Consider the following 25,534-nt stretch of genomic DNA (forward strand, 5'->3'; position numbering starts at 1 on the left):
GCGCCGGCGCATGTCCATCTGCAATCCGCAGCAGCGCACGAACCGCGAACTGCCAAGCCACAGCCGCGCTCATCGTGCGAATGACGCCGGGTGCTCCCCGCAGCGAAATAAAGGAGGAGCGAAGCGGGGGACATTCGCGGAGGGGAGCACCCGGTGTCATTCGCATGCACCCCGAATGAACCTGCCCCCCGAATGAACCTGCCCCCCGAAAAAACTCGAAGCGTACTTAGCGCAGCGCTTCGACCAGATCGAGAACCATCCGGTCGCCACCGAACTTCTCGACCCCATGCGTCAACAGCGCATCGACGGCCTGCGCAATGCCATGACTGGAAGAAGACTGCTCCGCCATGTCGTTGTAGTACCCCAGGTCCTTCTTCGCATTCGCCATCGAGAACTTCAGCGAATCGGTGCTGCCCGTCAGCAGCTTGGGCTTGACGCGTTCCAGCGCGACGCCATTGCCGCCGCCCTTGGCGAGCACATCGACGAACACATCGGGCTTCACGCCGGCGCGCTCTGCGCAGGCCGCAGCCTCGCACAGCAACGCGACAGTGCCCAGCGACACGAAGTTGTGCAGCAGCTTCATCGCATGGCCCGCACCAATGCCGCCCACGTGCGTGATGTTCTCGGCAAAGCAGCGCAGCAGCGGCAGGCACGAGGCCAGCACTTCGGCATCGCCACCCACGAGCAGGTTCAACCGGCCTTCGGCGGCTTCCTTCGCGGTGCGCGTCATCGGCGCATCGAGAAACTTGCCGCCCTTTGCGCTCACAGCCTCGGCCACCTTGGCGGTCGATGCCGGCACGGCCGTCGAGCAGTCGATCACCACCGTGCCGGGGCGCAGGGTGCTCAGCGCGCCCTTGTCGCCCAGCATCACGGCTTCGACCTGCGGCGTGCCGGTGACGCAAAGGATCAGCACGTCAACCTGCGCGGCCAGCGTGGCGACATCGGCCACCGACGTGGCGCCCGCCTTCAGCAGCGCGTCGAGCGGCTGGTTGCCGGCGTGTTCCAGCACGGTTAGTTGGTGGCCGTGCTTGACGATGTTGCTGGCGATGCCGTGGCCCATGAGGCCGACGCCGACGAGGCCGACTTTGCGCGGCGCTTGCTGCTGTTCAGTGGTTGTCATGTGTTGTCTTCTTCATCCGTGCTTGATTGCGATGGTCTTGAGGGTCGTGAATCCGAGCAGGGCCTCGAAGCCCTTCTCGCGGCCGAAGCCGCTGGATTTCACGCCGCCGAAGGGCAGTTCTACACCACCCGCTGCACCGTAATTGTTGATGAAGACCTGCCCGCAGTGCAGCTTGTGGGCCATTCGCAGTTGCCGGCCGCCGTCGCGGGTCCACACGCCGGCCACCAGGCCGAAGTCGGTGCCATTGGCCAGGCGCACCGCCTCGGCCTCGTCGGCGAAAGGCATCACCGCCAGCACGGGGCCGAAGACCTCGCGCTGTGCGAGGTCGCTGTCGTGCGGTACGTCGCGGAACAGCACGGCCTCTTGATAAAAACCGGTGGCCGATGCGTTGGGCGACACCGTGCCGCGCGCCGCCACCTTCATGCCGCTCGCCTCGGAGGTCGCGACCATGTCGCGCACCTGGCGGAACTGCTTTTCGTTGATGAGCGGGCCCATGTCCAGGTCTTCCGCCGGCGTGCCCGCGCGCACTGCAGTGAAGCGTTTGGCGAGGCGCTGCACGACCTCTTCATAGATCGATTGCTCCACCAGCACGCGGCTGCCGGCCGAGCAGGTCTGGCCGGCGTTCTGGATGATGGCGTTCACCAGCACCGGCTCGGCCGCGTCCAGGTCGGCATCGGCAAAAACGATCTGCGGCGACTTGCCGCCCAGCTCCAGCGTCACCGGGCAGTGGCGCTCGGCCGCGGCCAGGCCGACGCTGCGGCCGGTCATGGTCGAGCCGGTGAACGAGATGTGGTCGATGCCCTTGTGCGCGCACAGCGCGGCGCCGGCTTCCTTGCCGTAGCCCGTCACCACGTTGAGCGCGCCAGCCGGAAAGCCCACCTCGGTCGCGATCTCTGCCAGCCGCAGCAGCGACAGGCTCGCGTCTTCCGCCGGCTTGACCACGCAGGCGTTGCCCGCCGCGAGCGATGCGCCCACGCTGCGGCCCGCGATCTGCATCGGGTAGTTCCAGGGAATGATGTGGCCCGTCACGCCGTGCGGAATGCGCACGGTGAGCACGGTGTAGCCGCGCTCGTAGGGCAGGGTGTCGCCGTGCAGCTTGTCGCAGGCGCCGGCGTAGTACTCCATGTAGCGCGCTAGCGCGGTCGCGTCGTTGCGCGCCACGCGCAGCGCCTTGCCGGTGTCGCGGGCTTCGAGCTGCGCGAGTTCTTCGTGGTGCTGCATGACGGCGGCACCGAGCTTGGCGAGCAGGCGTCCGCGCTCCAGTGCGGTCGTCGCGCCCCAGGGGCCGTCGAAGTTCTCGCCCATGGCTTTGCGCGCGGCGCGCACGGCCGTGTCGACGTCGCCAGCGGTGCCGCGCGCGATCTCACCGAATTTCTGGCCGTCGCTCGGGTCGATCACGTCGATGGTGGCGTTGCCTTCGGACGCCACGCGGCGGCCGTCGATGTAGTGGGTTGCTGCGTCGTTGTTGCTCATTGAATCTGTCTCCTTGCGCGCGGCGCCGTGTGGATGCGCCGCGATGTCATTCGTCATTGGGGTTCGGGCCAGGCGCGCTGTGCTTCGCGGATCTGCTCGAAGGCGCGGCTGAACTGCAGCACGCCCAGGTCGTCGAAGCGGCGGCCCGCGATCTGCAGGCCGATGGGCAGGCCCTCGGCCGAGTAGCCGCAGTTGATCGACGCGGCCGGCTGTTCCGACATGTTGTAGGGCACGGTAAAGCCGATGTGTTCCAGCGGCAGCATCGGGTCGTTGGTGGGCGAGGCATGGTCCGCGGGCGCGGGCATGTTCGGCGACACCGGCGAAATCACGAAGTCGTAGGCCTTGGTGGCGGCGACCGTGGCCGCGCGCGTCGCGATGAACTGGCTGTAGGCGTCGAAGATGTGCGCGCCCGAAAAGCCGGCCGCACTCTCGGCCCACTCGCGGATGTACGGCAGGATCTTCGCGCGCTTCTCGGCCGGCATGGCCTGGATGTCGATGCACGAGCGCATGCGCCAGAAGTGGTCCATACCCTGCAGCATCTTCGGCGTCATGAAGGCCGCGATTTCTTCGATGTGCGCGCCGGCGGCCTCGATGCGCCTGGCGGCGCGGCGGATGGCTTCGGCAATCTGCGGATCGAGCGGCAGGCCGCAGCCTGCATCCATGTGCAGCGCCACGCGCTTGCCCTTGAGGAACGACGGATCGACCTCGAAGGCGCTCCAGTCGATGGTGGGCGCGGGCAGCTCCGAATAGTCGCGGTCGTCGGGCTGCGCGACCGACGCCATCATCAGCGCCGAGTCGGCCACGGTGCGCGTCATCGGGCCGGCGCAGCGGCCCATGTAGGGCGTGCTCAGCGGAATGCGGCCGAAGCTGGGCTTGAGCGTGTAGATGCCGCACCAGCTGGCCGGCAGGCGCAGCGAGCCGCCGATGTCGGTGCCCACGTGCAGCGGGCCGTAGCCTGCGGCAGCCGCCGCACCGGCACCCGCGCTGGAGCCGCCGGGCGTGCGCGACAGGTCCCACGGATTGCGCGAGAGTTCATGAAAACTCGACAGGCCCGACGACAGCATGCCCAGGTCGGGCATCGTGGTCTTGGCCACCAGCACCGTGCCGTCTTCCTTCAGGCGCGCGGCGGGTGGCGAGTCTTGCGCCATCGGCACGAGGTCGTAGGCGGCGGTGCCCAGCGGCATCGGGTCGCCTTCGGTCGCGAGGTTGTCCTTGATGGTCACGGGCACGCCGTCGAGCGTGCCGCGAGGCGTGCCGGCCAGCCAGCGCGCCTCGGAGGCGCGGGCCTGTTCGAGCGCGAGTTCGGGGCGGAACAGCCACGTCGCATGCAACGCGGGCTCGTACGCCGCGATGCGCTCGTTGACCGAGCGCGCCACTTCGACCGGCGAGAGTTCTTTGCTGCGGTAGGCCGCGTGCAGCTCCTGCACGCTCAGCGAGTAAAGGGGCTTCATCGTCATCGCATCAACCCCACGAGATCGCGGCCAGATCGTTCACCACGATCGGCATGCTCGGCCATAGGCCCTTCACTTCCTTGCGCGCGATGGTCGGGAACACCGCCTGGTACAGGAAGCCGTTGACCGCATCGGTGGCCAGTTGGCGCTGGGCTTCGGCCAGCAGGTCGGCGCGGCGCTTCTTGTTCTCTTCGTTCTGGATGGTGACGAACAGGTCGCGGAACTTCTTCGAGTCGTAGCCCCAGTAGTAGTCGGGCTCGGTGTACTTCACCAGGTCGAAGGGCTCCACGTGCGCCACCATCGTCAGGTCGAAGTCGTGCGCGCCGCCGAAGGTGCTGATCAGCCACTGGGCCCACTCGACGTTCTGGATCTTCACGTGAATGCCGATCTGCGCCAGTTGCGCCGCGATCATCTCGCCGCCCTGGCGTGCATACGAAGGCGGGGGCAGTTGCAGACGCAATTCGAGCGGCGTCTTCACGCCGGCTTCGGCCAGCAGCTTCTTCGCTTTCTCGACGTCGAAGGGGTTCATTGCCGTGGTGTCGACGAAGCCCGGCGCGCCCATCGCGTAGTGGCTGCCGATGGGCTTTCCGAAACCATCCGCCGCACCCTGGATGATCGCGTTGCGGTCGATGGCCGCCAGGATCGCGCGGCGCACGCGCACGTCGTCCAGCGGCTTCTTGCGGTTGTTGATGGTCAGGATCACCTTGCCGCGCGTGCCCACCTCGATCACCTGGAAGCGCGGGTTGCCCTTGAACTGCGCCACCGAGCGCGTGCCGGCGCGCGGGAAGATGTCGATGTCGCCCGCCATCAGCGCAGCGGTCTGCGCGGCGGTGTCCGACATGAAGCGGAAGACGAAGCGCTCGGTCTTCGCGAAGTTCGGGTCGCGGTACGTCGGCGACTTCACCAGCGTGCACGAGGCGCCGCGCTGCCATGCGCCCAGCTTGTAGGGGCCGGTGCCCACGGGCGTGGTGACGTTGGTCTCGGCGCTCTTGGGCTCGACGATGCAGGCGGTCGACTGGCCGAGCATGAACGGCAGGTCGGGGTTGGGCAGCGTGCTGTTGACGCCCACCGTGTACTCGTCGAGCACCACGGTGCCGATCTCGCTGAAGAAGCGCTTGTCCTTGTTGGTGCTCTTGGCGCCGCCCGCGCGGTCGAACGAGAACTTCACGACGGCGGCGTTGAAGGGCTGCCCGTTCTCGAAGCGCACGCCACGGCGCAGCTTGAAGACGAAGGTCTTCATGTCGGGCGACGACGACCAGCTCTCGGCCAGCATCGGCGTGACCGAGCCGTCGGCGTTGACCTTGGTGAGCGTCTCGAAGATGTTGTATTGCGTGATCTCGGCAATGGCCGACGCGGCGCCCGTGGTCGGGTCCATGCCCGGCGGTTCGAGCGGCATGCCGATCGTCAGCGTGTTCTTGCCGGCCTGTGCGCGGGCCTGCGGCAGGAAGACACCCGGGATGGCCGCGGCCATGGCGGAGGTCATGACGGTGCGTCGCTTCAACATTCGATAGCTCCTGGAAGTGAGAGGGAAAGACCGCCGCGCCTAGCGCGACGGCGTGTGCAGCACGGCCGACAGCAGGGTGCGCGTGTAGGGGTGCTGGGCATGTGCGAACAGGTCGGCGGGCTTGCCGCGCTCCACGATGCGGCCCTTGAAGACCACGCAGACTTCGTCGCACAGGTGGTTGACCACCGCGAGGTCGTGGCTGATGAGCAGGTAGCTGATGCCGAACTGCTGTTGCAGGTCCTGCATGAGGTTGAGCACCTGGGCCTGCACGGAGACGTCGAGCGCGCTCACGGGCTCGTCGGCCACGATCAGTTTGGGCCGCGTGATGAGCGCGCGCGCAATCGCGATGCGCTGTCGTTGACCGCCCGAGAACTCGTGCGGGTACTTGTCCATGTCGGTGGTGCGCAAGCCCACGGCGGCGAGTGCTTCGGATGCGCGTTCGCGTTGTACGGCGCGGCTGGTTTCGGCCAGTGCTTCGAGCGGCTCGGCGACGATGCGTGCCACGGTCTGGCGTGGGTCGAGCGAACCGTACGGGTCTTGGAACACCATCTGGAAGTCGCGCCGCGCGGTGCGCAGCTCGGCCTTCGACAGCGCATGCAGGTTGCGGCCTTCGAGCGAGACGGTGCCCGAGGTCGGCGTGTCGAGCGCCATCACGAGGCGCGCGATGGTCGACTTGCCGGAGCCCGATTCGCCGACGATGCCGACGCTCTTGCCGGCCTGCACATCGAAGCTCACGCCGTTGAGCGCCTTCACGGTCGGTGGTGGGCCGAAGAGCTTTTCGCGCGGCAGCGCGTAGTGGCGGTAGAGGTTGTTGACCGACAGCAGCGGCTGGCTGGCGGATGCGCGTGCGGGCTGGCTGCTCATGCGGTGGCCGCCTTTGCATTCAGTGCGGCGATCTCCGCAAGCCGCAGGCAACGCACCGCATGGCCGTTCGGCAGCAGGGTAGCGGGCGGGCGCGTGCTCTGGCACAGGTCGATGGTGTGCTCGCAGCGGCCCGCGAAGCCGCAGCCCCGGGGCAGGTCGACCAGCTCGGGCACGCTGCCGCGAATCGTCGGCAGCCGACCGGCACGTTGCACGCCGATGGCCGGTCGCGCCGCGAACAGGCCGCGCGTGTAAGGGTGGGCGCGGCCGGCGAAGACCACGTCGGTCGGGCCGCTCTCGACCGCGCTGCCGCCGTACATCACCAGCATGCGCTTGACGCTGTTGGCGATCACGCCGAGGTCGTGCGAGATCAGGATCAGCGCCATGCCGCGCTCCGCGACCAGGCTCTGGATGAGTTCGAGGATCTGCTTCTGGATCGTGACGTCGAGCGCGGTGGTCGGCTCGTCGGCGATCAGCAGGTCGGGGCCGCAGGCGAGCGCCATCGCGATGCCGATGCGCTGGCGCTGGCCGCCCGAGAACTGGTGCGGGTAGGCGTCCAGGCGCGAAGCCGCATCGGGAATGCCCACGCGGTCGAGCAGGCCCAATGCTTCCTTGCGGGCCTGCGCTTTCGTCAGGCCGCGATGCAACTGCAGCGGTTCGCCGACCTGGCGCGCGATGGTGTGCACCGGGTTCAGCGCCGTCATCGGCTCCTGGAAGATCATGCCGATGCGGTTGCCGCGAATCTGGCACATCTGCTTTTCGGGCAGGCCGACCAGTTCCTGGCCGTCGAGCTTGATACTGCCGGTGACGTCGGCGGTCGAGGGCAGCAAGCCCATCAGCGACATCACGGTGATCGACTTGCCGCAGCCCGACTCACCGACGATGCCCAGCGTTTCGCCGCGCTCCAGCGAAAACGAAATGCCGCGCACGGCCAGCGCCGGGCCGCGCTGTGTCTGCAGGCCGATCTGGAGGTTGTTGACTTCGAGGAGAGGCATAGGGCTTAGCGGGCGCGGGCGAGGCGGGGGTCGAGCAAATCGCGCAAGCCATCGCCCAGCAGGTTCAGGCCCAGCACCGCCAACGCGATGGCCATGCCGGGGAAGACCGCCAGCAGCGGTTGCTGGAACATGAGGGTCTGTGCTTCGCTCAGCATGCGGCCCCATGAAGGCTGTGGAGGCTGCGTGCCCAGGCCCAGATAGGAGAGGGCGGCCTCGGCGAGGATCGCAATGGCGAAGCGGATCGTGATCTGCACGATCAGCACGGCCGAGATGTTCGGCAGCACGTGCTGCATCGTGATGGCGAACGGTCCCTTGCCGCAGGCGCGCGAGGCGGCCACGTACTCGCGCGACCAGATGGCATTGGCCGATGCGCGCGTGATGCGCGCAAAGGTCGGGATGTTGTAGATGCCGATGGCGACGATGGCATTCACGATGCCGGCACCGAACACCGCCGTCATCATGATGGCCGACAGGATCGCGGGAAAGGCGAGCGTGAAGTCCGAAAGCCGCATGACCGCTTCTTCGACCCAGCCGCGCTTCGCGGCCGCCAGCAGGCCCAATGCGGTGCCGACGACAAGGCCGATGCCCACGGCGATCACGCCCACGAGGATGGAGGCGCGTGCGCCGACCAGCAGCAGAGAAGCCACGTCGCGGCCGAATGCATCGGTGCCGAGCCAGTGCGAGGCCGAAGGCGCCTGCATCTTGTTCGCCATGTCCATCGCATAGGGCGACCACGGCGTCCAGACGAAAGACACAAGGGCTGCGACGACCAGCAGCAATGCGAGCACGCCACCGATGACGAAGCTGCGGTGCTGCAGCGCACGGCGCCAGAATCCGTGGGGCTTATGCGCGGCAGCGCTCGGGGCTGTGATGGCGCTCATATGTCGCTGGCCTTGATGCGCGGATCGATCACGGCATACAGCACGTCGACCACGAAGTTCACGATGACCACCAGCGCCGCGAGCAGCATCACGCAGTTGCGCACCACGATCAGGTCGCGGTTGCTGATGGCCTGGAAGATCAGCCGGCCCAGGCCCGGCAGGTAGAACACGTTCTCCACCACGATGGTGCCGGCCAGCAGCTCGGAGAACTGCATGCCCATCACCGTGATGACCGGGATCATCGCGTTGCGCAGCACGTGCGTCCACAGCACGGCACGCTGCGACACGCCCTTGGCGCGGGCAGTGCGAACGAAGTCTTCGCGCATCACTTCGAGCACCGCCGAACGCGTGATGCGCGCAAGAATCGCCGCCTGCACCACGGCCAGCGACAGGGCCGGCAGCAGCAGCGACTTGATGCCCGCGAAGAAGCCTTCGCCCCAGCCCTCGAAGCCGCCGGCGGAGAACCACTGCAGCTGCACCGAGAACACGAGGATCAGAAGAATCGCGAACCAGAAATTCGGAATGGCAACCCCGACCTGCGCCAGCCCCATCAGGCCGACGTCGCCGAGCTTGTTATGGCGGGCAGCAGCGGTCACACCTACGAGCAGGGCGATCACGATGGTGAGCGTCATAGCCAGCAGCGCGAGCGGCACGGTCAGTGCCAGGCGTTCGAGGATCAGGTCGAGCACGGGCGAGCTGTAGGCATAGCTGTCGCCCAGGTTGCCGGTGAGCAGGCCGCCGATCCAGTGCCAGTAGCGGGTCCACGCGGGCAGGTCGAGACCGAGCTTCGTTGCCAACGCGGCCACGGCTTCAGGCGACGCATCTGGACCCATGAGCATCTGCGCCGCATTGCCCGGGAGAATTTCCAGCACCAGGAACACGATGATCGACGCACCGATCAATGTGCCGATGAGTGTCAATGTGCGCTTGAGCAGGAACAGGCCCATGTCAGTGGCTCCGCCTCTTGTGTTTCGGGGTGCTGGGACGCGGGTTCATTCGGGGCGCGTGCGAATGACACCGGGTGCTCCCCTCCGCGAATGTCCCCCGCTTCGCTCCTCCTTTATTTCGCTGCGGGGAGCACCCGGTGCCATTCGCACCTGGGCACGCCGCTGGCGATCCTGCGATCAACGACCGCTCCGCATAACGCTCACGCTGGCGGTGTGCTCTGCGCAGCGAAATAAAGGAGGAGGGGCGCGCAGCGCCCCGGGGGACATTCGCGGAGCAGAGCACGCCGTCGGCGTGAGCGCGCCCTGAACGACGAACTTCACGCCCCAACGGCACAAGGCGAAGAACAGAAAAGCAAGGCGTCATGCAGAGATGCATTCAGCAATGGCACGCCCCACGTCCACGGTAGAAGCAGTACCGCCCATGTCGCGCGTGCGCGGACCTTCGCTGAGCACCGTCTCGATCGCCGAGATCACCGCAGCCGAGGCTTGCGCATACACAGGGTCGTTGTTGCCCAGATGGTCCAGCATCAAAGCGGCCGACCAGATCTGGCCGATGGGGTTCGCGATGCCCTTGCCCGCGATGTCGGGCGCCGAGCCGTGCACCGGCTCGAACAGCGACGGGAACTTGCGCTCCGGGTTCAGGTTGGCCGACGGCGCGATGCCGATGGTGCCTGTGCAGGCCGGGCCCAGGTCGGACAGGATGTCGCCGAACAGGTTGGAGGCCACGACCACGTCGAACCAGTCAGGGTGCTGCACGAAGTGCGCGCACAGGATGTCGATGTGGTACTTGCTCGTCGCCACGTCGGGGTAGCGCGTGGCGATCTCGGCCAGGCGCTCGTCCCAGTAGGGCATGGTGATCGAGATACCGTTCGACTTGGTGGCGGCCACCAGGTTCTTGCGCTTGCGGCGGCTGGCAAGCTGGAACGCGTAGTCGATGATGCGGTCCACGCCGGTGCGGGTGAACACGGCTTCCTGGATCGCCATTTCGCGCGGCGTGCCTTCGAACAGGCGCCCGCCCACCGAGGTGTATTCGCCTTCGGTGTTCTCGCGCACCACCAGGAAGTCGATGTCGCCGGGCTTGCGGTGCGCCAGCGGGCCGGGCACGCCGGGCATCAGGCGCACGGGGCGCAGGTTGACGTACTGGTCGAAGTCGCGGCGGATCTTGATGAGCAGGCCCCACACGGCGATGTGGTCGGGCACCTTGTCGGGCGCACCCACCGCACCGAAGTAGATGGCGTCGTGGCCCTGGATCTTGTCGGCCCAGTCGGCCGGCATCATCAGGCCGGTGCGCACATAGTGGTCGGAGCCCCAGTCGAAGTGGTCGTACGAAAAGTCGATGCCGAAGCGGCGACCGACCGCGTCGAGCACGCGAAGCCCTTCGGGCATGACCTCGACGCCGATGCCGTCTCCGGGAATGACGGCAATCCTGTGCTTTTTCTGCATTGACTCAACCTGTTCCAAGTTCGTTTTGATGGGGTGCCGGCGCTCGTGACGCAGGACCATCGAAAAATTCTAGGAGCACGCGCCGTGCCAGAGGGGCGGGGTTGGCACCCACCCAGTGTTGACAAAATCAGAAGACAAGAAGGGGTCGTTTCCCAGGGGGCTACGGAATTTCCCTGTCATAAAACTGCCTTCGACTTCTGAAAATGAGAAGGCTGTTGCCTTCCTTCGCTTGCCGGCGGATGCCCACCATCTGGGCCGTTCATGAAGGTTTTCTGAATTCTTCAGGGAGGGGCTGCCAGATACTGGCGCGCTCGCGACACCCCGCGCCCGGGGCCGCTCGCCAGGAGACCCACCCATGTTTTGCTTGTCGAGAACGGTGCCGCGTTGCGGCCGCGACGCACGCGCGAAGAGCGGCGCGCGGTGACGCAGGCGCTCGTCCGGCGATGGAAACGATGGGTACAGCCGTCGCTGGTGCGGCGGCTGCTGCTGGCGCAGATCTGCGTGGTCGCGCTGCTGTGGGGGCTGACCGTTGCGCTCTTCTTGTACGACTCCAATTCGGTGCCGGAGCTGGTGCGCTACGGCAAGGTCTACGACCTCATCCTCTCGACAGCCCAGAACCTCGCGGATGCGCCCGACCGTCAGCAGGAGACCTTGCGGACCTTGGACCTGACATTGCTGGAGACCTCGGGCGACTTCGGCTCCACCTCGGACAAGGCGCCGATCATGCAGGTGTGGCAGGAGGGCGTGCTCATCTACAACTCCAACGCCGGCATGCCGGTGATGCTGAATTCGGCGCCGGGGCAGGTCGAGACGATCCGGGTGGGCGACCGCGAGTGGCGCGCGCGCACCATGACTTCGCCGCTGCTGGACACCCGAGTGATGCTGGCCGAGCCGAAGATATGGCGCTTCAACTTCACCATCGAGAACCGCAGCTACTACCTGCTGCCGCTGGTCATCAGCTTGCCGTTTCTGGTCTTTCCGGCGTGGCTGTCGGTGCTGCTGGCGCTGCGACCCTGGCGGCAGGTGACGCAGGAAACCGCCGCGCGCGGGCCGGCGGACCTGACGCCGCTGTCGTTCGAGCCCAAGCACAAGGAGCTGCGGCCACTGGTGCGCAGCATCAACGACCTGCTGCGCAGCGTGCGTGACCGTGCCGCGCGCGAGCGCGGGCTGATCGCCGATGCCGCCAACGAACTGCGCACGCCGCTCGATGCAATGCGCGTGAACGTGGAAGCACTGAAAGAGCAGACCGACGACGCGGGCCAGCGCGAGCTGATGGCCAACCTGCTGCGAAGCAACGACCGCGCCTCGCGGCTCGTGGGCCAGCTGCAGCAATTGATGCGCAGCGACGAGATTCCGCAAGACGCCTTGCCCACCGTGCTTGCCCTCGACGCGCTGGTGCAGGACAGGATCTCGCTGGTCGAGGGGCTGGCCGGTGCGCGCGGCGTGGTGCTGGACTTCGCATCCGAAGGGGCGACGCCCGTCTTCGGCGAGCGCGAGAGCCTGATCTCGATGATCAGCAATCTCGTGGAGAACGCCATCAAGTACAGCCCCGACGGTGGCACCGTGACGGTACGCATCGCCCGCGAAGGGCGCTGCGCGGTACTGCGCGTGACGGACCAGGGCCCCGGCATTCCGCCCGCCTTGCGCGAGCGCGTGTTCGACCGCTTCTTCCGCAACCCGGACCAGACCCAGTCGGGCAGCGGGCTGGGCCTGGCGATCGTCAAGTCGGTGCTGGAACAGCACAAGGGCCGCATCGAACTCGACGTCAATCCGAAGGGGAACGGCCTGCAAGTGACCGTCTGGCTGCCGCTGTCGACGGCCTGACAGCGGCTTCGCCCCCTCGTACCATCGGGGCCATGCGAACACTTCCACTCCCCACCGGCGGCGGGATGCCGGTTCTTGGCCTGGGCACCTGGCGCATGGGCGAAGACGCTGCCCGTCGCGCGGCCGAGGTGGCCGCCGTGCGCGAGGCCATCGTGCTGGGCTACCGGCTCATCGACACGGCCGAGATGTACGGTGAAGGCGGCGCCGAGACCGTGGTCGGACAGGCCATCGCCGAGGCGCTGCGCACGGGCGACGTGCGGCGCGAAGACCTCTTCGTCGTCAGCAAGGTCTATCCGCACAACGCGAGCCGTCGCGGTACGCGCGAGGCCTGCGAGCGCAGCCTGCAGCGGTTGGGGCTCGACGCCATCGACCTCTACCTGCTGCACTGGCGTGGCAACCATCCGCTGGCCGGCACGGTCGAGGCGATGCAGGCGCTGGTGGCCGATGGGCACATCGGCCACTGGGGCGTGAGCAACTTCGACACCGACGACATGGAAGAGCTGGTGCAGACCATCGGCGATGGCCCCGGCTGCGCGGCCAACCAGGTGTACCTGTCGCTGGGCGAGCGTGGCCCCGAGTTCAGCCTGCTGCCGTGGCAGCGCGAGCGCGGCATGCCGCTGATGGCCTACAGCCCCATCGACCAGGGCGCGCTGGCCGAAGACGATGCGCTGGGCGAACTGGCACAGCGGCTCGGCGTGACGGCGGCGCAACTCGCGCTGGCCGCGGTGCTCGCGCGGCCCGGTGTCGTCGCGATTCCGAAGGCGGTGCGCAGCGCGCACCTGAAAGAAAACCTGGCCGCCGCCGACCTGAAGCTCGATGCGGCCACGCTCGCCGAACTGGACCGCCTGCATCCGCCGCCGCGCCGCAAGGCCCCGCTGGCGATGATCTGACGCGGGCCTTCGATTGCCGCGCGGCAGCCTGCCCGACAAGACATGAACGACGACCTCCCGAGCCAGGACCCGGCCTTGTTGCGGCGCCTGCTGCGCGCCAAGGACCGGATGGATGCCGCGTCGAGCGAAGACTGGCCCGTGCAGCGGCTGGCGGATGTGAGCGGCGTTTCCGAAGCCCACTTCGCGCGGTCGTTCAAGGACGCCTTCGGCATCCCGCCGCACCGCTACCTGCTGACGCGGCGCATCGAGCGGGCGACGGCATTGCTGCGCGATACCGACCTGCCCATCACCGAGATCGCATTCCAGACGGGATGGGAAAGCCTGGGCACCTTCGGACGCACCTTCCGCGACATCACCGGCGAGAGCCCGAGCGCGGTGCGTGCGCGCGCCAGGGCCGAGGCGCAGGAGCCCGGCCGCGTGCCGGTCTGCATCCTTGGCGCGGCGCAGCGGCCCGATCTGACGACAGCAGTTTCGGAGAAGCGGCGCCGCGAAGCCGTCGCTATAAACGGGCCATCCAACAAGGAGATTCCATGAGTCAAGGTGTTCAAGTGGTGAGCCTGTACGTTCGCGATCAGGACGAAGCGCTCGCGTTCTATGTCGACAAGCTCGGGTTTCGCGTCCACACGGACGTGCGCAACGGCAGCTACCGCTGGCTCACGGTGCAGCACCCGGAGCAGCCGTCATTCCAGCTGGGGCTGTTCGTGCCCGGCCCACCGGTCCACGATGCAGCGACGGCGCAGACGCTGAACGCCATCGTGGCCAAGGGTGCGATGCCGCCGCTCGTGCTGAGCGTGAGCGACTGCCGCGCCGCCCACGAGGCAATGAGTGCCCGTGGCGTGGAGTTCACGCAGGAGCCGGTCGCGCGTTTCGGCACGGTCGACGCGGGCTTTCGCGACCCGTCGGGCAACGGCTGGAAGATGATCGAGGCGCGGGGCTGAGGTGGGCGGCATGGACGACAAGAGCCGCACACAAGGCGCCGCGTCTGCCTCGGACCTGATCGATGCGCGCATCGCGGAACTGGGCGACTGGCGGGGCGAGATGCTCGCGCGGCTGCGCGCGTTGATCAGGCAGGCTGACCCGGACGTGATCGAGGAATGGAAGTGGCGAGGCACGCCGGTGTGGTCGCACGACGGGATCGTCTGCACGGGCGAGACCTACAAGAGCGCCGTGAAGATGACCTTTGCCAAGGGCGCGGCGCTGGACGGCGTGACGAGCCTCTTCAATTCCAGCCTCGACGGGAATGTCCGGCGCGCCATCGATTTTCATGAGGGTGACAAGCTGGACGAGAAGGGGATCAAGGCGCTGATTCGGGCGGCTGTGGCCTTGAACACTTCTTCGGCCAGCAGCCGGACTCGCCGCAAGCAGTGAGCCGGCGTGGCGCTCTGGGACCAGAGCGCCTGCTTGTTCAGTGCGCCTCGGCTTGCTTGGCCGCAGCAATCACCGCTTGCTCGTCGTGCTTCGCGCCATTGAGGAACAGGTTCAGCAGCACCGCAGCAATCGACGCCAGCAGAATGCCCGACTCGATCAGCGAGTGAATGGCATGCGGCATCCACTGCTTGAAGTTGGGTGCGATCAGCGGAATCATGCCGATGCCGATGGACACGGCGACGATCATCGCGTTGTGGCGGTTGGTCTTGAAGTCCACACCCGAGAGGATGCGGATGCCGGTGGCGGCCACCATGCCGAACATCACGAGGCCCGCGCCGCCGAGCACCACGGTGGGCAGCGACTCGACCAGCGCGGCCATCTTCGGCAGCAGGCCCAGCACCATCAGGATCACGCCGCCGGCCACGCACACATAGCGGCTCTTGATGCCGGTGACGGCCACCAGGCCCACGTTCTGCGAGAAGCTGGTGTACGGGAAGGTGTTGAAGATGCCGCCGATCAGCGTGCCCAGGCCGTCGGTGCGCAGGCCGCGGGCCAGGTCTTTCTGGTCGATCTTGCGGCCCGTCATTTCGCCGAGGGCGAGGAACATGCCGGTGGATTCGATCATCACCACGATCATGATGAGCGTCATCGTCAAGATCAGGATCGGGTCGAACTGCGGCATGCCGAAGTGGAAGGGCAGCACGATGTCGACCCAGGCCGCCTTGCCGACCTTCTCGTAGGTCATGAGCCCGGTGAGCGAGGCCACCACCGCGCCGATCACGATGCCCAGCAGCACCGAGATGTTGGCGATGAAGCCCTTGGCGTACTTCACGATGAGCAGGATCGACACCAGCACCAGCGCGGCCACGCCGAAGCCCGAGAGGTCGGCGTACTTGGGGTTGGGCACCGTGGGCATGATCGCGAAGCCCTTGGGCACCGCGGGAATCGAGCTGCCCGGCGAGGTGACCTCGGCCAGCCACTTCGCATAGACCGGGTCGACCAGCGCGGGCGCCGTCGGGCCCACGGGGTTGCCGAAGATCCAGTTGATGCCCACGCGCATCAGGCTGATGCCGATGACCGCGATGATGGTGCCGGTGACCACCGGCGGAAAGAAGCGCAGCATGCGGCTCACGAGCGGCGCGATCATGATCGACACGACGCCCGCGCCGATGATGGAGCCGAACAGCAGTTGCGCGCCGTTCTGTCCGGGGTTGGCGTTGGCCATGGCCACCATGGGCGCGACCGATGCGAAGGTCACGCCCATCATCACCGGCAGCTTGATGCCGAACCACTGCGTGGCGCCCAGTGCCTGGATCAGCGTGGCGATGCCGCAGCAGAACAGGTCGGCCGAGATCAGCAGCGCGACTTCGTCGGGCGAGAGCTTGAGCGCGCGGCCGACGATGAGCGGCACCGCGACGGCGCCCGCGTACATCACCAGCACGTGCTGCAGGCCGAGGGCCGCGAGCTTGCCCGAAGGCAGGCGCTCGTCCACGGGGTGAACTGCTGAGGAAAGGGTATCGCCCGTCATCGTTGTCTCCTGCTGCTGCGAGGGGAGAGGCTGCGCGGCACGGCATTGCCATGGCGCACACCTCATTGTGTACGCCAAACTGTATACAACTTATGCAACAATCTGGACTCGGAAAAACCCGAATCCGGCCGGGTGCTTTACGTGCGCGGCGGTGTGTGCGGCCGGGGCTCGCGCACCGTGAGGCCCGACGCGGTGTGCTTGGCCTCGTGCTTGGCGATGGCGGCCTCGCTGGCCACATCTTCGGCGTGCCTGAACATGTCCGGCGGAATGCGCACCGCGCCGATGGAAAGCGTGGCGCAGGGCGTGAAGCGCATCGCGCCCTGCCGGTCTTCCCCTTCGACGCCGCCCGCCAGCCTGTCGGCCTCGTCGTAGAGGCCGGGTGCCTGCCGGTTGAAGTCCTCGATCAACCGCGTGCAGCGCTGCTGCCAGTCGGGGCTTTGGTACAGCACCAGGAAGTCGTCGCCGCCGATGTGGCCAACGAAATCGCGGTGCGGGTTGGCGTGCTGCGTCGCCAGGCGCGCGAGCAGCAAAATCATCTCGTCGCCGCGCCAGTAGCCGTAGTGATCGTTGAACACCTTGAAGTTGTTGAGGTCCGCATAGCAGGCGACAAAGTCGGCGCGGCCCTCGAGCAGGCGCGCAATATGGATGTTGATGGGGATGTTGCCCGGCAGAAAGGTCAGCGGGTTGGCGTGCCGGGCGGCCTCGATGCGCGCCTCGGTCACGGCGCGCACCAGCTGGTCGCCAGTGCCCAGGCCCGCGTAGCGCTTCTTCTCCGTGACGATGAAACCTTCGCTCAGGTAGCGCTGGTCTTCCGACATCAGGATGCCGAGCAGGCTCTCGACGTTCTCCTCGCGCTCCACGATGCGCGGCGAGAGGCTGCCGTACAAGAGGCAGGGGCGGCGCCCGTGCACCTCGCGAAAGTACATCCTCGCGTAGTCGTTCATGAACGACTGCCGGTTGATCAGCGCCACCGGACGCCCCTGCTCGACCACCGCCAGCGCATGCAGGTCGGGGTGCTTCTGGAAGATGGCCGAGACCTCGTCGATCGGCGTCTGCGGGCTCAGCGCCGGCGCCTGGATGACCGACAGGCCCCGCAGCACGTTGGGCTGCGACGGCTGCGAGGCATGCGGCATCACCGCGATGCGGGCGTCGTGGATGGCGGCCGTCACGGGTTCGGGCAGCGAGGGCTGCAGCGCGGGCGCCGGCCGGCCGAACAGGTAGCCCTGGCCATGGGCGATGCCGAGGTCGCGCAGCACGCGCAGGTCCTTGGCGTCTTCCACGCCCTCGGCCACCAGCTCGGTGCCCAGTGCATTGCCCAGGCCGACGATGGCGCGCACCAGCGCCACGCTTTGCGGGCTGCTCGCGATGCCTTGGGTCAGCAGCTTGTCGATCTTCACGAAATCGGGTTGCAGGTCTTTCCAGCGCCGCAGGTTCGAGTGGCCTTCGCCGAAATCGTCGAGCGCGACGAGTGCGCCCAGCGCGTGCAGCGACTTGACGGCCTGTCGCAGTGCCTCGGGGTTGACGGCCGCGCGTTGCTCGGTGAGTTCCACCGTCACGTCGCGGGCCGAGATGTCGCAGCGCGCGAGCATGCGTTCGAGCCAGCAGGCCGCGCCCACGCCGCCCATGGCCGCGACCAGCGCATCGGCGCTCATGTTCACGAAGAGCCGCCCCGGCTTGGGCAACTGGCCCCAGTGCGTGAAGATGACTTCCACGCAATGCAGCTCGAACTCGGTCAGCCGCGATTCGCCGGCAGCCTGCGCGAGGAGTGCCTGGGGACAATGGAGCGGGGTGCCGGCGGGGCCGCGAATCAGGGCTTCATGGCCGAAGATCGTTCCCTGGCGCAGGTCCACGATGGGCTGGAAAACAGGGTGGACCGCGGGATGAGAGGCAGGGGTGTCGCTGGGCCGAATGTGCCGGGGCATGCTGTTGGGATGTTCGTCGGTGGCGCATCCGCAAGAAGAAAGAACGCGGAGCCTGTCCGGGCAGCAGCATGACGTGGTTCTGTGACAGTCGCACCGGCCCGGCGGCCGTGGCGTCGTGAAGGCGTGGCGTCAGGCCAGCAGTGCCTTGACCAGGTCGAGCTGCCGGTCGGGCTTGTCGGTGCCCAGCTCGAGGCTGGCCTCGATGCGTTCGAGGTGATCGATCATGCTGGTCACCGCGCCTTCGACGTCGCCCTTGCGGCAGATGCGCAGGAACTCGGCGTGCTCGTCGGACGAGCAGTGCGGATCGTTCGACGAGTGGTAGAGCATCGCGATCAGCGAGCTGCGCGCCACCAGCTCGCGCACCAGTTCGGCCAGCGTCTTGTTGCCCGTTGCCTCGGCCAGCGCCACGTGGAAGTCGCCCAGCAGCTTTTCGCGCACAGTGCCTGTGGTGGTGGTCTGGCGCAGCGCGGTGCGCTCGAACTTGATGTGCTGCTCGAGCACCTGGTAGTCGCGCGGCCGTGCATTGGCGATGAACAGGCGCACCACTTCGCTTTCGAGGATGCGGCGCACCGTGAACACTTCGCGCGCCTCCTCCACCGAGGGCTGGCAGACGAAAGCACCCTTGTCGGGAATCATCTCGATGAGCTTGTCTTTCGACAGCATCAGCAGGGCCGCGCGCACCTTGGTGCGGCTCACCGAGTAGACGCGGCCCAGTGCCTCTTCACGCAGCCAGGTGCCGGGTGGCAAGCGTTTCTCGACGATCGCGGTGGCGATGTCGTTCGCGATGCTCTCGATGGAGCTGTTCTTGTCGGCCGCAGCCGAAGCGGCTGTCGCGCCGTTCTCTGCCGGAACGGCGGTTGGAGGGGCGGCGGAAGGTTTGGAGCTGGCGCGGGGCATGCGCAGATTGTGGCCCAGCGAGCGGTTGTGGCTGTGGCGCCGCCCGTATCACCCGGCGAGGGTGAAGCCTTCGAGCGCGCCCTTCATCGTCTTGGGCAGCGGCCGCGCGAGTTCGCCGCGCTTGCTGGTCTGCAGCTTCAGCGCAACCAGCGATTCGATGAGCTTGGTGCCCGCGGCCACGCCGTCGATCACCGGCACGCCGAGCAGTTCGCTGATGTGCTCGCACAGGTCGGTCATGCCGGCGCAGCCGAGCACGATGCAGTCGGAGCCGTCTTCGTCGAGTGCGCGCCGGCATTCTTCGACGATGCGTTCGCGTGCGCGCGAGCCCGGCTCTTCGAGTTCGAGCACGGGCAGTTCGCAGGCTCGCACGTTGGCACAGAAGCGTTCCATGCCGTAGATCTCGGCCAGGTGCCAGGCCTGGCCGATGGTGCGGCCCAGCGTGGTCACCACGCTGAAGCGGCTGCCGATCATGCTGGCCAGGTGCATCGCGGCCTCGGCGATGCCCACCACCGGGCCGCGCGCGAGTTCGCGGGCGGCCTTCAGGCCCGGATCGCCGAAGCAGGCGATCACGTAGCCGTCGACGCCGTCGTGCTCGCCCGCCGCGATCTCCTGCAGCAACCCCGGCACGGCCAGTGCCTCGTCGTAATGGCTCTCGATGGAGACCGGCCCCATGGCCGGGCTCACGGCAATGATCTCGGTGCCGGCGTGCGCCACCGCGCGGGCGCAGGCACCGATCTTCTCGGTCATGCTCCAGGTGGTGTTGGGGTTGATGATCTTGATGCGCACGGCGCGGTCCCTTTCTTTCTCTATCAGTGTTTCAGGTCTTGTTGTTTCGGTTCAGCAGCACGTACAGGACAAGGCCCAGGCCCATGCCGATGAACCACGCGTAGTTGGCGGCACCGCGCAGCGTCGGCACCATCACGCACAGGATCGGCACCACGGCCGACGGCACCAGTGCCTGGATCGCCTTCGGGTTGTAGCCGCCGCTGTACCAGTACTCGCCCTTGGGGCTCATGGTGTAGAGCGCGTCCACGTCGATGCGCTGCTTGCGCACGAAGTAGTAGTCGGCAATCAGGATGCCGAACAGCGGGCCGATGAACGAACCCAGCACGTCGAGCGTGTAGTGGATGACTTCGGGGCTGTTGTAAAGGTTCCAGGGCGTGAGAAACACCGAGCCCACGGCGGCGATCATGCCGCCCGTGCGCCAGCTGATGTGCTGCGGCGCCACGTTCGAGAAGTCGAAGGCCGGCGACACGAAGTTGGCCACGATGTTGATGCCGATGGTGGCGATCATGAAGGTCAGTGCGCCCAGCACCACGGCGGTGGTGCTGTCGATCTTGCCCACGGTATGCACCGGGTCGGTGATGAGCTCGCCGAACACCGGCAGCGTGGCAGCCGTGGTGATGACGGTCAGCAGCGAGAAGAAGACGAAGTTGACCGGCAGGCCCCAGAAGTTGCCCTTCTTCACCGCGTCGAAGCTCTTGCCGTAGCGCGAGAAGTCGCCGAAGTTGAGCATCGGGCCGCTGAAGTAGCTCACCACCAGCGCGATGGCCGAGAGCATCACGGGCAGCGCGTCCCAGCCCTGGAACTTGATGCCGCCCAGGTTCAGGTCGATCTTGCTCCAGCCGGCCTTCCACACCAGCCAGCCGCACAGCACGGCCATCACCACGTACACGGCCGGGCCGGCCCAGTCGATGAACTTGCGGATGGCTTCCATGCCGTGCCAGAACACGAAGGCCTGCAGCACCCACATGACCATGAACGCCACCCAGCCGAGTGTCGACAGGCCCACGAAGCCGTGTTGCGACACCTCGGCGTATGGCGCGAGGTTGGGGAACATGTGCAGCGCCAGCACCATGAAGGCCGCCGACGCAAGGTAGGTCTGCACGCCGTACCAGGCCACCGCGATCAGCCCGCGGATGATGGCCGGGATGTTGGCGCCCAGCACGCCGAAGGGCGCGCGGCACACCACGGGGTAGGGCACGCCCGTCACCTGGCTGGGCTTGGCCACGAGGTTGCAGAAGAACTGCACGATGACGATGCCCACCAGCAGCGACACCAGCACCTGCCAGCTCGACAGGCCCAGTGCGAACAGGCTGCCGGCCGTGATGTAGCCGCCCACGCTGTGCACGTCGGACATCCAGAACGCAAAGATGTTGTATTGGCCCCAGGTCTGCTTCTTGAGCGGGGCGAGGTCTTCGTTGGTTAGGCGCGGGTCGTAGCCGGGCTTGATGAGGGCGTTCGATTCGGCGTGCGGCGCAATGCCGGCTTCGCTTGCCCCCGTGGGGGCCTGGCTGACGACTGTGCTCATGGTCTTTCCTCGTGCGAGTTAAGTTGGGTTTGGGGACCCGTTTTGACGCAAATTTCGCGCCGGCTTTTCGAGTGCGTTATTTGTATACAAAAACTGCACGCAATCAAGACCATCCGGGGAATCATATATCCGTAGATTCCCTGATGCACGGCTGATGCCCAATGAAGTGCGCCGCCGTGCCGGCGCCACTGCAGGGGACGCGGGCGAGCGCGCTGAAACACAACTGCGGGATGGCAATCTGCACAGATGCACCGCAACTGTGCGCGACCGTTGCTTCGTGCGGGAGCCGCATCAGCTGTCGACTTCACTGTTCGGACGACGATCACCGGCGTGGCCGCATGCCGTCCTGTGGTCCGCGCTGGGCGGTTCAATTTCTATGGGGTGAAGTACTCACGGCGCGCGCTGATTTCATCAAGCACGGGCGCTTTGACGCGGCCGTCTGGACCGCCCTTTGTGCGGTCCTTCAGCGGGTGCTTCGGGTGAGCCAGCCCCCCGCAGCTTCCGTGAGCAGGGAATGGCAAGTGCGCAAGCGCGCATTTTCGCGGGCCGCCTTGCTGTACGCCGTATAGAGCGGTACCGGGATCCTTGCCCGTGTGGGCTGGCTGATCACGCGGCCGGTCTGCAGGTGATCGAAACACAGGCACTCGGGAATGACGGAAATACCGACGCCCTCCACAGTGGCATCGAGCGCCGCCTGGTAGTCGGGAACGATCGCCGAAGGTGCGGCCGGGGCTTCGCCGAACGCCGCGCGCCAGTAGCCCGCCAGCGCCGGCGCAGGGCCTTGCAAATCGATCAACGGTATGCCGCGAGGCGCTGCGGTCCTGGTGAGCCGATCGCGCCAGCGCGGTGCACAGACAAGCAACAACGGACTCTCGTGGAGCTGGTCGTATTCGATCGCCCGGTGTGGAATTCGCGCGAGGGTCACTGCGAGATCGATGTCGTTGTCCACCAGCGCGGCGAGGAGCGCTGGAGGTGGCGCAGTGCGCAGATCGAGCCGGACGCCGTAGTTCGGCAACGACGAAAGCGCCGAGAGCACGAGCCGGGAAAAACCGCTGCTTGTACCGGCGCGCACCACCCCTGCCAGCGCTTCGCCTTTGCCGTCAGACAAGCCGACGATCTGCTCGAGCGCATCCAGGTGAGAGGCAATCCTTCGCTCCAGTTCATTGCCGGCCGGCGTAGACAAGAGACCGCGCGGCAAACGCTCGAACAGGCGATAACCGAGACGACCTTCGAGAACCTTGATGTGCCGGGACACCGCAGGTTGCGTCAGGTGAAGTTTTTCAGCGGCGCGCGAGATCGAGCTGTGCCGGTAGACGCTCAGGAAGGTCCGAAGGTAGAGCAGGTGAGACATAAGAATATTGATACCCGTGCCGAATATTCATGATTTGTCTTTAGTCTAGGTCGGACGCAAAGTGGCGGCAACGCAGCTTAAGAAAGCCCACCATGCCTACGCAATCGTCCAGCCTTCCCATCTATCCAGACCTGGAGGGGAAGATCGCGCTCGTGACGGGTGGCTCTCGTGGAATCGGGGCCGCAACCTGCCTGGCGCTTGCAAGGAACGGCGTGAAGGTGGCCGTCAATGGCCGTGACGAAGCGGCGATGGATACCACCGTTGCAGCGGTGCACGCCATGGGAGGCGACGCGATGGCTGCCCCCGCCGATTGCGCGCAAGCTTCAGCGGTCGAAGCCATGCGCGATCATGTCCTTGCACGACTGGGTGTTCCGGACTTCGTCGTGTCCTTCGCCGGAGGTGGAACGGGAAGACCGGTCCCCTTTGTTCAGATCAGCGAGTCCGATTGGCGATCAAGCATCGACAACAACCTGACGTCGACCTTCCTGACCCTCAAGGCATTCCTTCCGGCAATGCTCGATCGTGGAGCGGGAAGCATCGTCACGATGGCTTCCGCCGGCGGACGAATCGCCTCTGGTGCGCCCGCAGCCTATGGCGCCGCCAAGGCGGGCGTGATCATGCTGACTCGCCATCTGGCGCAGGAATTGGGACCGAGCGGCATCCGCGTCAATTGCGTTTCGCCCTCCGCCGTGTTGACCGAGCGCACCCGCACATCGATGCCCGAGGAGCAGCAGCAGCGGATGCGCGCCGCCTTTCCGCTGGGCCGCCTCGGGCATCCCGATGACGTGGCCGCCGCCACGCTGTTCCTGCTGTCGTCTGCCTCGGCGTGGATCACTGGCGTGACGCTCGATGTCGCCGGCGGGCGCGTCATGTCGTGAGGTGCGGCGCAAGGGGAGAGGGAATCCCCGACGGATCGACAAGCTACAGCGCGGCGACCTTCACGAAAACCGGGTTCGAGTAGAACCACAGGTCGGCGTAGTTGCGGGCATTGATGGCGTTGAAACCCTTGACCGGTTCGGCACCCACCGTCAGCTCGGTATCGGGCAGCGGCTCGCCGTTCGATGTCTCGTTCGGCACGTCCGTCCCCAGGTTGGTGCCTCGCAGGCGGAAGTACTGGTTGCGGCCGGCCTTCACGGTGTAGCTGACCGCGAAGTAGCCGTCGGCGTCGAGCTTCCAGTCGGCGCGCGTGAAGCGCTTGAGCACGCGGGTCGACGGGTTGGTGGCGCGCGAGTAGCCCGGTGTGCCCGGGGTTTCGGGGCCGGTCACGTCACCGGCGATCAGGTCGACGTGGTCGACCGCCGGCTTCACGTTGGCATAGATGCCGCTACCGAGCTGGTACTCGAAGTTGTTGCGCTCGGGGCTCTTGAAGCGAATGGTGATCTTCAGGTCGTCGCCCGCGTTGGCTGCCACTTCCGAGCCCATCTCGCCGGTGGCTTTCGCGCTCTGCACCTTGAAGTCGAGCGCGTCGATCAGGTCGCCGTTGACCGCGAAGAGCTTGCCCGCGCGGAAGGCCGCGAGCAGCGACTTCGGGTCCTTGATGTCGCCCCACAGGTGGTTCTTGGCGTACTCGCCGGGCGCATAGCCGCTGGCGAAGAGGCCCTTGGCGGTCGTGAAGTGGTAGTCCGAATCCGCCACGTTCCAGATGCGCCGGCCTTCGGACAGCAGCGCGTCCCAGGTGCCGCCGAGCTTGGCGACGAGGTAGTCGACGCCGCCATAGGTGCGCGAGGGCAGGTTGGCCGGAATGTAGTCGCTGACGTAGCCGCCCCGGTTGCCTTCCATCTGGTTGCCGACCATGCCTTCGAGCGAGAAGACGATGTTGGGTGCGGCGTCGTTCATCTCGCGCAACTGGGCGACCGTGTACTTGCCCGGATTGCGTGACGGATGGTTGATCTGCAGGTAGCTCGTGTCGGGATAGTTCTTCTTGAGCCAGGCGATGGCCTTGAGCACGTCTTCATGGGTGGCGTTGGCTCGCGCATCTTTCGCGTTCCACGCCGCCACGTCGCCGGCCGGGAACATCGCCGGGTCGCGGTTGGTGAAGAGGTACTCGAACTGGCTCACGGCCTTGAGCGCGGCGTCGGACATCGGGTTGTCGGTCAGGATGCCGACGTTGCCGTGGTCGTGCGTGGGCATGTCCCACTCGAAGGACGAGAAGATCGTCTTGTCCGCGTACTTGCCGCTGGCCTGCAGTGCCTTGATGCGCGGCACTTCGTACAGCGCCATGCCGGTTGAAAACGGGATCACCGGCAAAACCGGATTGCCATTGCGGTCGAACCGCGGGAACGAGATCGCGGGAGGGAGCGCGTTGCCGTCGTTGTCGTAGGAGGACTCGCGCAGATGGTTCGAGAGGGTTGCCCAGTCGAGCCCGAAGCGATCGAAGGCCAGCGCCAGCACCTGGTCCAGCGTCGAGACCTGCTGCGTGTCGTCCGACTGGATCGTGTGGATGTGCAGATCGCCGACGGTCCAGCGGCCGGGCTTCGCTGCTGGTTCTGGGGCCGCGGGTTCAGGTGCAGGCTCGGCAGGCGGCACGGAGGCCACAGGCGTTGCAGGGGCTGTAGGAAAACCGATGAACGACACGCCGCTGCCAGAGCCACCGCCGCAACTGGCGAGCAGGGCCGTTGCGAGCGCGAGGGAAGACACGAGGGGCGTGAAAAGAGAAGAAGGCAGGGAAGCGGATTTCATGAGAGCAGACACGACAACGGCCAGCAGATGGCTGGCCGCCGTGTTCGGGTTTTCGAGGCAGGAGGAGCCGCCGAGTCTGAATTCAGGCT

General features: G+C 66.5%; 22 protein-coding genes. 6 read left to right on the forward strand and 16 right to left on the reverse strand.

Annotated features, from left to right (window positions below):
• Positions 1-226 precede the first annotated feature (226 nt).
• The 9 genes from BLQ28_RS09095 to BLQ28_RS09135 form a co-directional block, all read right to left on the reverse strand.
• Positions 227-1,120 carry an NAD(P)-dependent oxidoreductase gene (locus BLQ28_RS09095; protein ID WP_093238519.1) on the reverse strand — a complete coding sequence of 298 codons (894 nt, stop codon included), beginning with the start codon at positions 1,118-1,120 and terminating at the stop codon, positions 227-229.
• A gap of 12 nt (positions 1,121-1,132) precedes the next feature.
• A complete protein-coding gene (locus BLQ28_RS09100; protein WP_093238520.1) occupies positions 1,133-2,593 on the reverse strand; it encodes an aldehyde dehydrogenase family protein in 1,461 nt (486 codons plus the stop codon).
• A gap of 53 nt (positions 2,594-2,646) precedes the next feature.
• On the reverse strand, positions 2,647-4,050 hold the full coding sequence (locus BLQ28_RS09105) for an amidase (protein WP_093238522.1): 1,404 nt from the start codon (positions 4,048-4,050) through the stop codon (positions 2,647-2,649).
• 4 nt (positions 4,051-4,054) lie between these two features.
• Complete coding sequence (locus BLQ28_RS09110) at positions 4,055-5,548, reverse strand: ABC transporter substrate-binding protein (protein WP_093238523.1); 1,494 nt, start codon at positions 5,546-5,548, stop codon at positions 4,055-4,057.
• 39 nt (positions 5,549-5,587) lie between these two features.
• Complete coding sequence (locus BLQ28_RS09115; RefSeq protein WP_093238525.1) at positions 5,588-6,412, reverse strand: ATP-binding cassette domain-containing protein; 825 nt, start codon at positions 6,410-6,412, stop codon at positions 5,588-5,590.
• Positions 6,409-7,404 (reverse strand): ABC transporter ATP-binding protein, encoded by a 996-nt coding sequence (locus BLQ28_RS09120; protein WP_093238526.1) that lies wholly within the window; start codon positions 7,402-7,404, stop codon positions 6,409-6,411. The genes BLQ28_RS09115 and BLQ28_RS09120 overlap by 4 nt, the downstream gene beginning before the upstream one ends.
• Before the next feature lie 5 nt (positions 7,405-7,409).
• Positions 7,410-8,285 (reverse strand): ABC transporter permease, encoded by an 876-nt coding sequence (locus BLQ28_RS09125; RefSeq protein ID WP_093238528.1) that lies wholly within the window; start codon positions 8,283-8,285, stop codon positions 7,410-7,412.
• The gene (locus tag BLQ28_RS09130; protein WP_093238529.1) at positions 8,282-9,232 is read right to left on the reverse strand and encodes an ABC transporter permease; all 951 of its coding nucleotides are present in this window, start codon (positions 9,230-9,232) and stop codon (positions 8,282-8,284) included. Before BLQ28_RS09130 ends, BLQ28_RS09125 begins: the two co-directional genes overlap by 4 nt.
• Positions 9,233-9,592: 360 nt before the next feature.
• On the reverse strand, positions 9,593-10,675 hold the full coding sequence (locus BLQ28_RS09135; protein WP_093238531.1) for a tartrate dehydrogenase: 1,083 nt from the start codon (positions 10,673-10,675) through the stop codon (positions 9,593-9,595).
• A 360-nt stretch (positions 10,676-11,035) separates the two neighbouring features.
• Here BLQ28_RS09135 and BLQ28_RS09140 point away from each other — a divergent pair, with 360 nt between their 5' ends.
• From BLQ28_RS09140 to BLQ28_RS09160, 5 genes are read left to right on the forward strand one after another with little or no spacing between them, the layout of a single operon-like run.
• A complete protein-coding gene (locus tag BLQ28_RS09140) occupies positions 11,036-12,499 on the forward strand; it encodes a sensor histidine kinase (protein WP_256327233.1) in 1,464 nt (487 codons plus the stop codon).
• Positions 12,500-12,531: 32 nt separating this feature from the next.
• Complete coding sequence (locus BLQ28_RS09145; protein WP_093238532.1) at positions 12,532-13,389, forward strand: aldo/keto reductase; 858 nt, start codon at positions 12,532-12,534, stop codon at positions 13,387-13,389.
• Positions 13,390-13,431: 42 nt separating this feature from the next.
• Positions 13,432-13,923: a helix-turn-helix transcriptional regulator gene (locus tag BLQ28_RS09150; RefSeq protein WP_093238534.1), complete on the forward strand. Its 492-nt coding sequence runs from the start codon at positions 13,432-13,434 to the stop codon at positions 13,921-13,923.
• Positions 13,920-14,327, forward strand: a complete 408-nt coding sequence (locus tag BLQ28_RS09155; protein ID WP_093238535.1) for a VOC family protein — start codon at positions 13,920-13,922, stop codon at positions 14,325-14,327. The genes BLQ28_RS09150 and BLQ28_RS09155 overlap by 4 nt, the downstream gene beginning before the upstream one ends.
• 10 nt (positions 14,328-14,337) lie before the next feature.
• Positions 14,338-14,757, forward strand: a complete 420-nt coding sequence (locus BLQ28_RS09160) for a DUF1801 domain-containing protein (protein WP_093238537.1) — start codon at positions 14,338-14,340, stop codon at positions 14,755-14,757.
• A 37-nt stretch (positions 14,758-14,794) separates the two neighbouring features.
• On the opposite strand, the gene BLQ28_RS09165 is transcribed toward BLQ28_RS09160, so the two are convergent.
• The 6 genes from BLQ28_RS09165 to BLQ28_RS09190 all read right to left on the reverse strand — a co-directional run bounded on the left by BLQ28_RS09165 (position 14,795) and on the right by BLQ28_RS09190 (position 22,766).
• Positions 14,795-16,285: a nucleobase:cation symporter-2 family protein gene (locus BLQ28_RS09165; RefSeq protein WP_093238538.1), complete on the reverse strand. Its 1,491-nt coding sequence runs from the start codon at positions 16,283-16,285 to the stop codon at positions 14,795-14,797.
• A 137-nt stretch (positions 16,286-16,422) separates the two neighbouring features.
• On the reverse strand, positions 16,423-18,207 hold the full coding sequence (locus BLQ28_RS09170) for an EAL domain-containing protein (protein ID WP_093238540.1): 1,785 nt from the start codon (positions 18,205-18,207) through the stop codon (positions 16,423-16,425).
• A 129-nt stretch (positions 18,208-18,336) separates the two neighbouring features.
• Positions 18,337-19,104, reverse strand: coding sequence for a GntR family transcriptional regulator (locus BLQ28_RS09175; RefSeq protein WP_093238541.1), 768 nt, complete (start codon positions 19,102-19,104; stop codon positions 18,337-18,339).
• A 48-nt stretch (positions 19,105-19,152) separates the two neighbouring features.
• The gene (locus tag BLQ28_RS09180) at positions 19,153-19,890 is read right to left on the reverse strand and encodes an aspartate/glutamate racemase family protein (protein ID WP_093238543.1); all 738 of its coding nucleotides are present in this window, start codon (positions 19,888-19,890) and stop codon (positions 19,153-19,155) included.
• Positions 19,891-19,921: 31 nt separating this feature from the next.
• A complete protein-coding gene (locus BLQ28_RS09185; protein WP_093238544.1) occupies positions 19,922-21,415 on the reverse strand; it encodes an NCS1 family nucleobase:cation symporter-1 in 1,494 nt (497 codons plus the stop codon).
• Positions 21,416-21,878: 463 nt separating this feature from the next.
• Complete coding sequence (locus tag BLQ28_RS09190) at positions 21,879-22,766, reverse strand: LysR family transcriptional regulator (protein WP_093238546.1); 888 nt, start codon at positions 22,764-22,766, stop codon at positions 21,879-21,881.
• Positions 22,767-22,858: 92 nt separating this feature from the next.
• On the opposite strand from BLQ28_RS09190, the gene BLQ28_RS09195 reads away from it, so the two are divergent.
• Positions 22,859-23,644: an SDR family NAD(P)-dependent oxidoreductase gene (locus BLQ28_RS09195; RefSeq protein ID WP_093238547.1), complete on the forward strand. Its 786-nt coding sequence runs from the start codon at positions 22,859-22,861 to the stop codon at positions 23,642-23,644.
• Between the two features lie 43 nt (positions 23,645-23,687).
• On the opposite strand, the gene BLQ28_RS09200 is transcribed toward BLQ28_RS09195, so the two are convergent.
• Positions 23,688-25,445 carry a CehA/McbA family metallohydrolase domain-containing protein gene (locus tag BLQ28_RS09200; protein WP_093238549.1) on the reverse strand — a complete coding sequence of 586 codons (1,758 nt, stop codon included), beginning with the start codon at positions 25,443-25,445 and terminating at the stop codon, positions 23,688-23,690.
• Between the last annotated feature and the right edge of the window lie 89 nt (positions 25,446-25,534).

Source organism: Variovorax sp. EL159 (assembly GCF_900100965.1).
Lineage (GTDB): Bacteria > Pseudomonadota > Gammaproteobacteria > Burkholderiales > Burkholderiaceae_C > Variovorax.

Excerpts from the sequence above, each read along its gene's own strand:
- BLQ28_RS09195 (WP_093238547.1), top strand. The coding sequence starts at position 22,859 with ATGCCTACGCAATCGTCCAGCCTTCCCATCTATCCAGACCTGGAGGGG.
- BLQ28_RS09155 (WP_093238535.1), top strand. The coding sequence starts at position 13,920 with ATGAGTCAAGGTGTTCAAGTGGTGAGCCTGTACGTTCGCGATCAGGAC.
- BLQ28_RS09100 (WP_093238520.1), bottom strand. The coding sequence starts at position 2,593 with ATGAGCAACAACGACGCAGCAACCCACTACATCGACGGCCGCCGCGTG.
- BLQ28_RS09135 (WP_093238531.1), bottom strand. The coding sequence starts at position 10,675 with ATGCAGAAAAAGCACAGGATTGCCGTCATTCCCGGAGACGGCATCGGC.
- BLQ28_RS09165 (WP_093238538.1), bottom strand. The coding sequence starts at position 16,285 with ATGACGGGCGATACCCTTTCCTCAGCAGTTCACCCCGTGGACGAGCGC.
- BLQ28_RS09120 (WP_093238526.1), bottom strand. The coding sequence starts at position 7,404 with ATGCCTCTCCTCGAAGTCAACAACCTCCAGATCGGCCTGCAGACACAG.
- BLQ28_RS09185 (WP_093238544.1), bottom strand. The coding sequence starts at position 21,415 with ATGAGCACAGTCGTCAGCCAGGCCCCCACGGGGGCAAGCGAAGCCGGC.
- BLQ28_RS09125 (WP_093238528.1), bottom strand. The coding sequence starts at position 8,285 with ATGAGCGCCATCACAGCCCCGAGCGCTGCCGCGCATAAGCCCCACGGA.
- BLQ28_RS09170 (WP_093238540.1), bottom strand. The coding sequence starts at position 18,207 with ATGCCCCGGCACATTCGGCCCAGCGACACCCCTGCCTCTCATCCCGCG.
- BLQ28_RS09110 (WP_093238523.1), bottom strand. The coding sequence starts at position 5,548 with ATGTTGAAGCGACGCACCGTCATGACCTCCGCCATGGCCGCGGCCATC.
- BLQ28_RS09130 (WP_093238529.1), bottom strand. The coding sequence starts at position 9,232 with ATGGGCCTGTTCCTGCTCAAGCGCACATTGACACTCATCGGCACATTG.
- BLQ28_RS09200 (WP_093238549.1), bottom strand. The coding sequence starts at position 25,445 with ATGAAATCCGCTTCCCTGCCTTCTTCTCTTTTCACGCCCCTCGTGTCT.
- BLQ28_RS09115 (WP_093238525.1), bottom strand. The coding sequence starts at position 6,412 with ATGAGCAGCCAGCCCGCACGCGCATCCGCCAGCCAGCCGCTGCTGTCG.
- BLQ28_RS09190 (WP_093238546.1), bottom strand. The coding sequence starts at position 22,766 with ATGTCTCACCTGCTCTACCTTCGGACCTTCCTGAGCGTCTACCGGCAC.
- BLQ28_RS09095 (WP_093238519.1), bottom strand. The coding sequence starts at position 1,120 with ATGACAACCACTGAACAGCAGCAAGCGCCGCGCAAAGTCGGCCTCGTC.
- BLQ28_RS09145 (WP_093238532.1), top strand. The coding sequence starts at position 12,532 with ATGCGAACACTTCCACTCCCCACCGGCGGCGGGATGCCGGTTCTTGGC.
- BLQ28_RS09150 (WP_093238534.1), top strand. The coding sequence starts at position 13,432 with ATGAACGACGACCTCCCGAGCCAGGACCCGGCCTTGTTGCGGCGCCTG.
- BLQ28_RS09175 (WP_093238541.1), bottom strand. The coding sequence starts at position 19,104 with ATGCCCCGCGCCAGCTCCAAACCTTCCGCCGCCCCTCCAACCGCCGTT.
- BLQ28_RS09105 (WP_093238522.1), bottom strand. The coding sequence starts at position 4,050 with ATGACGATGAAGCCCCTTTACTCGCTGAGCGTGCAGGAGCTGCACGCG.
- BLQ28_RS09160 (WP_093238537.1), top strand. The coding sequence starts at position 14,338 with ATGGACGACAAGAGCCGCACACAAGGCGCCGCGTCTGCCTCGGACCTG.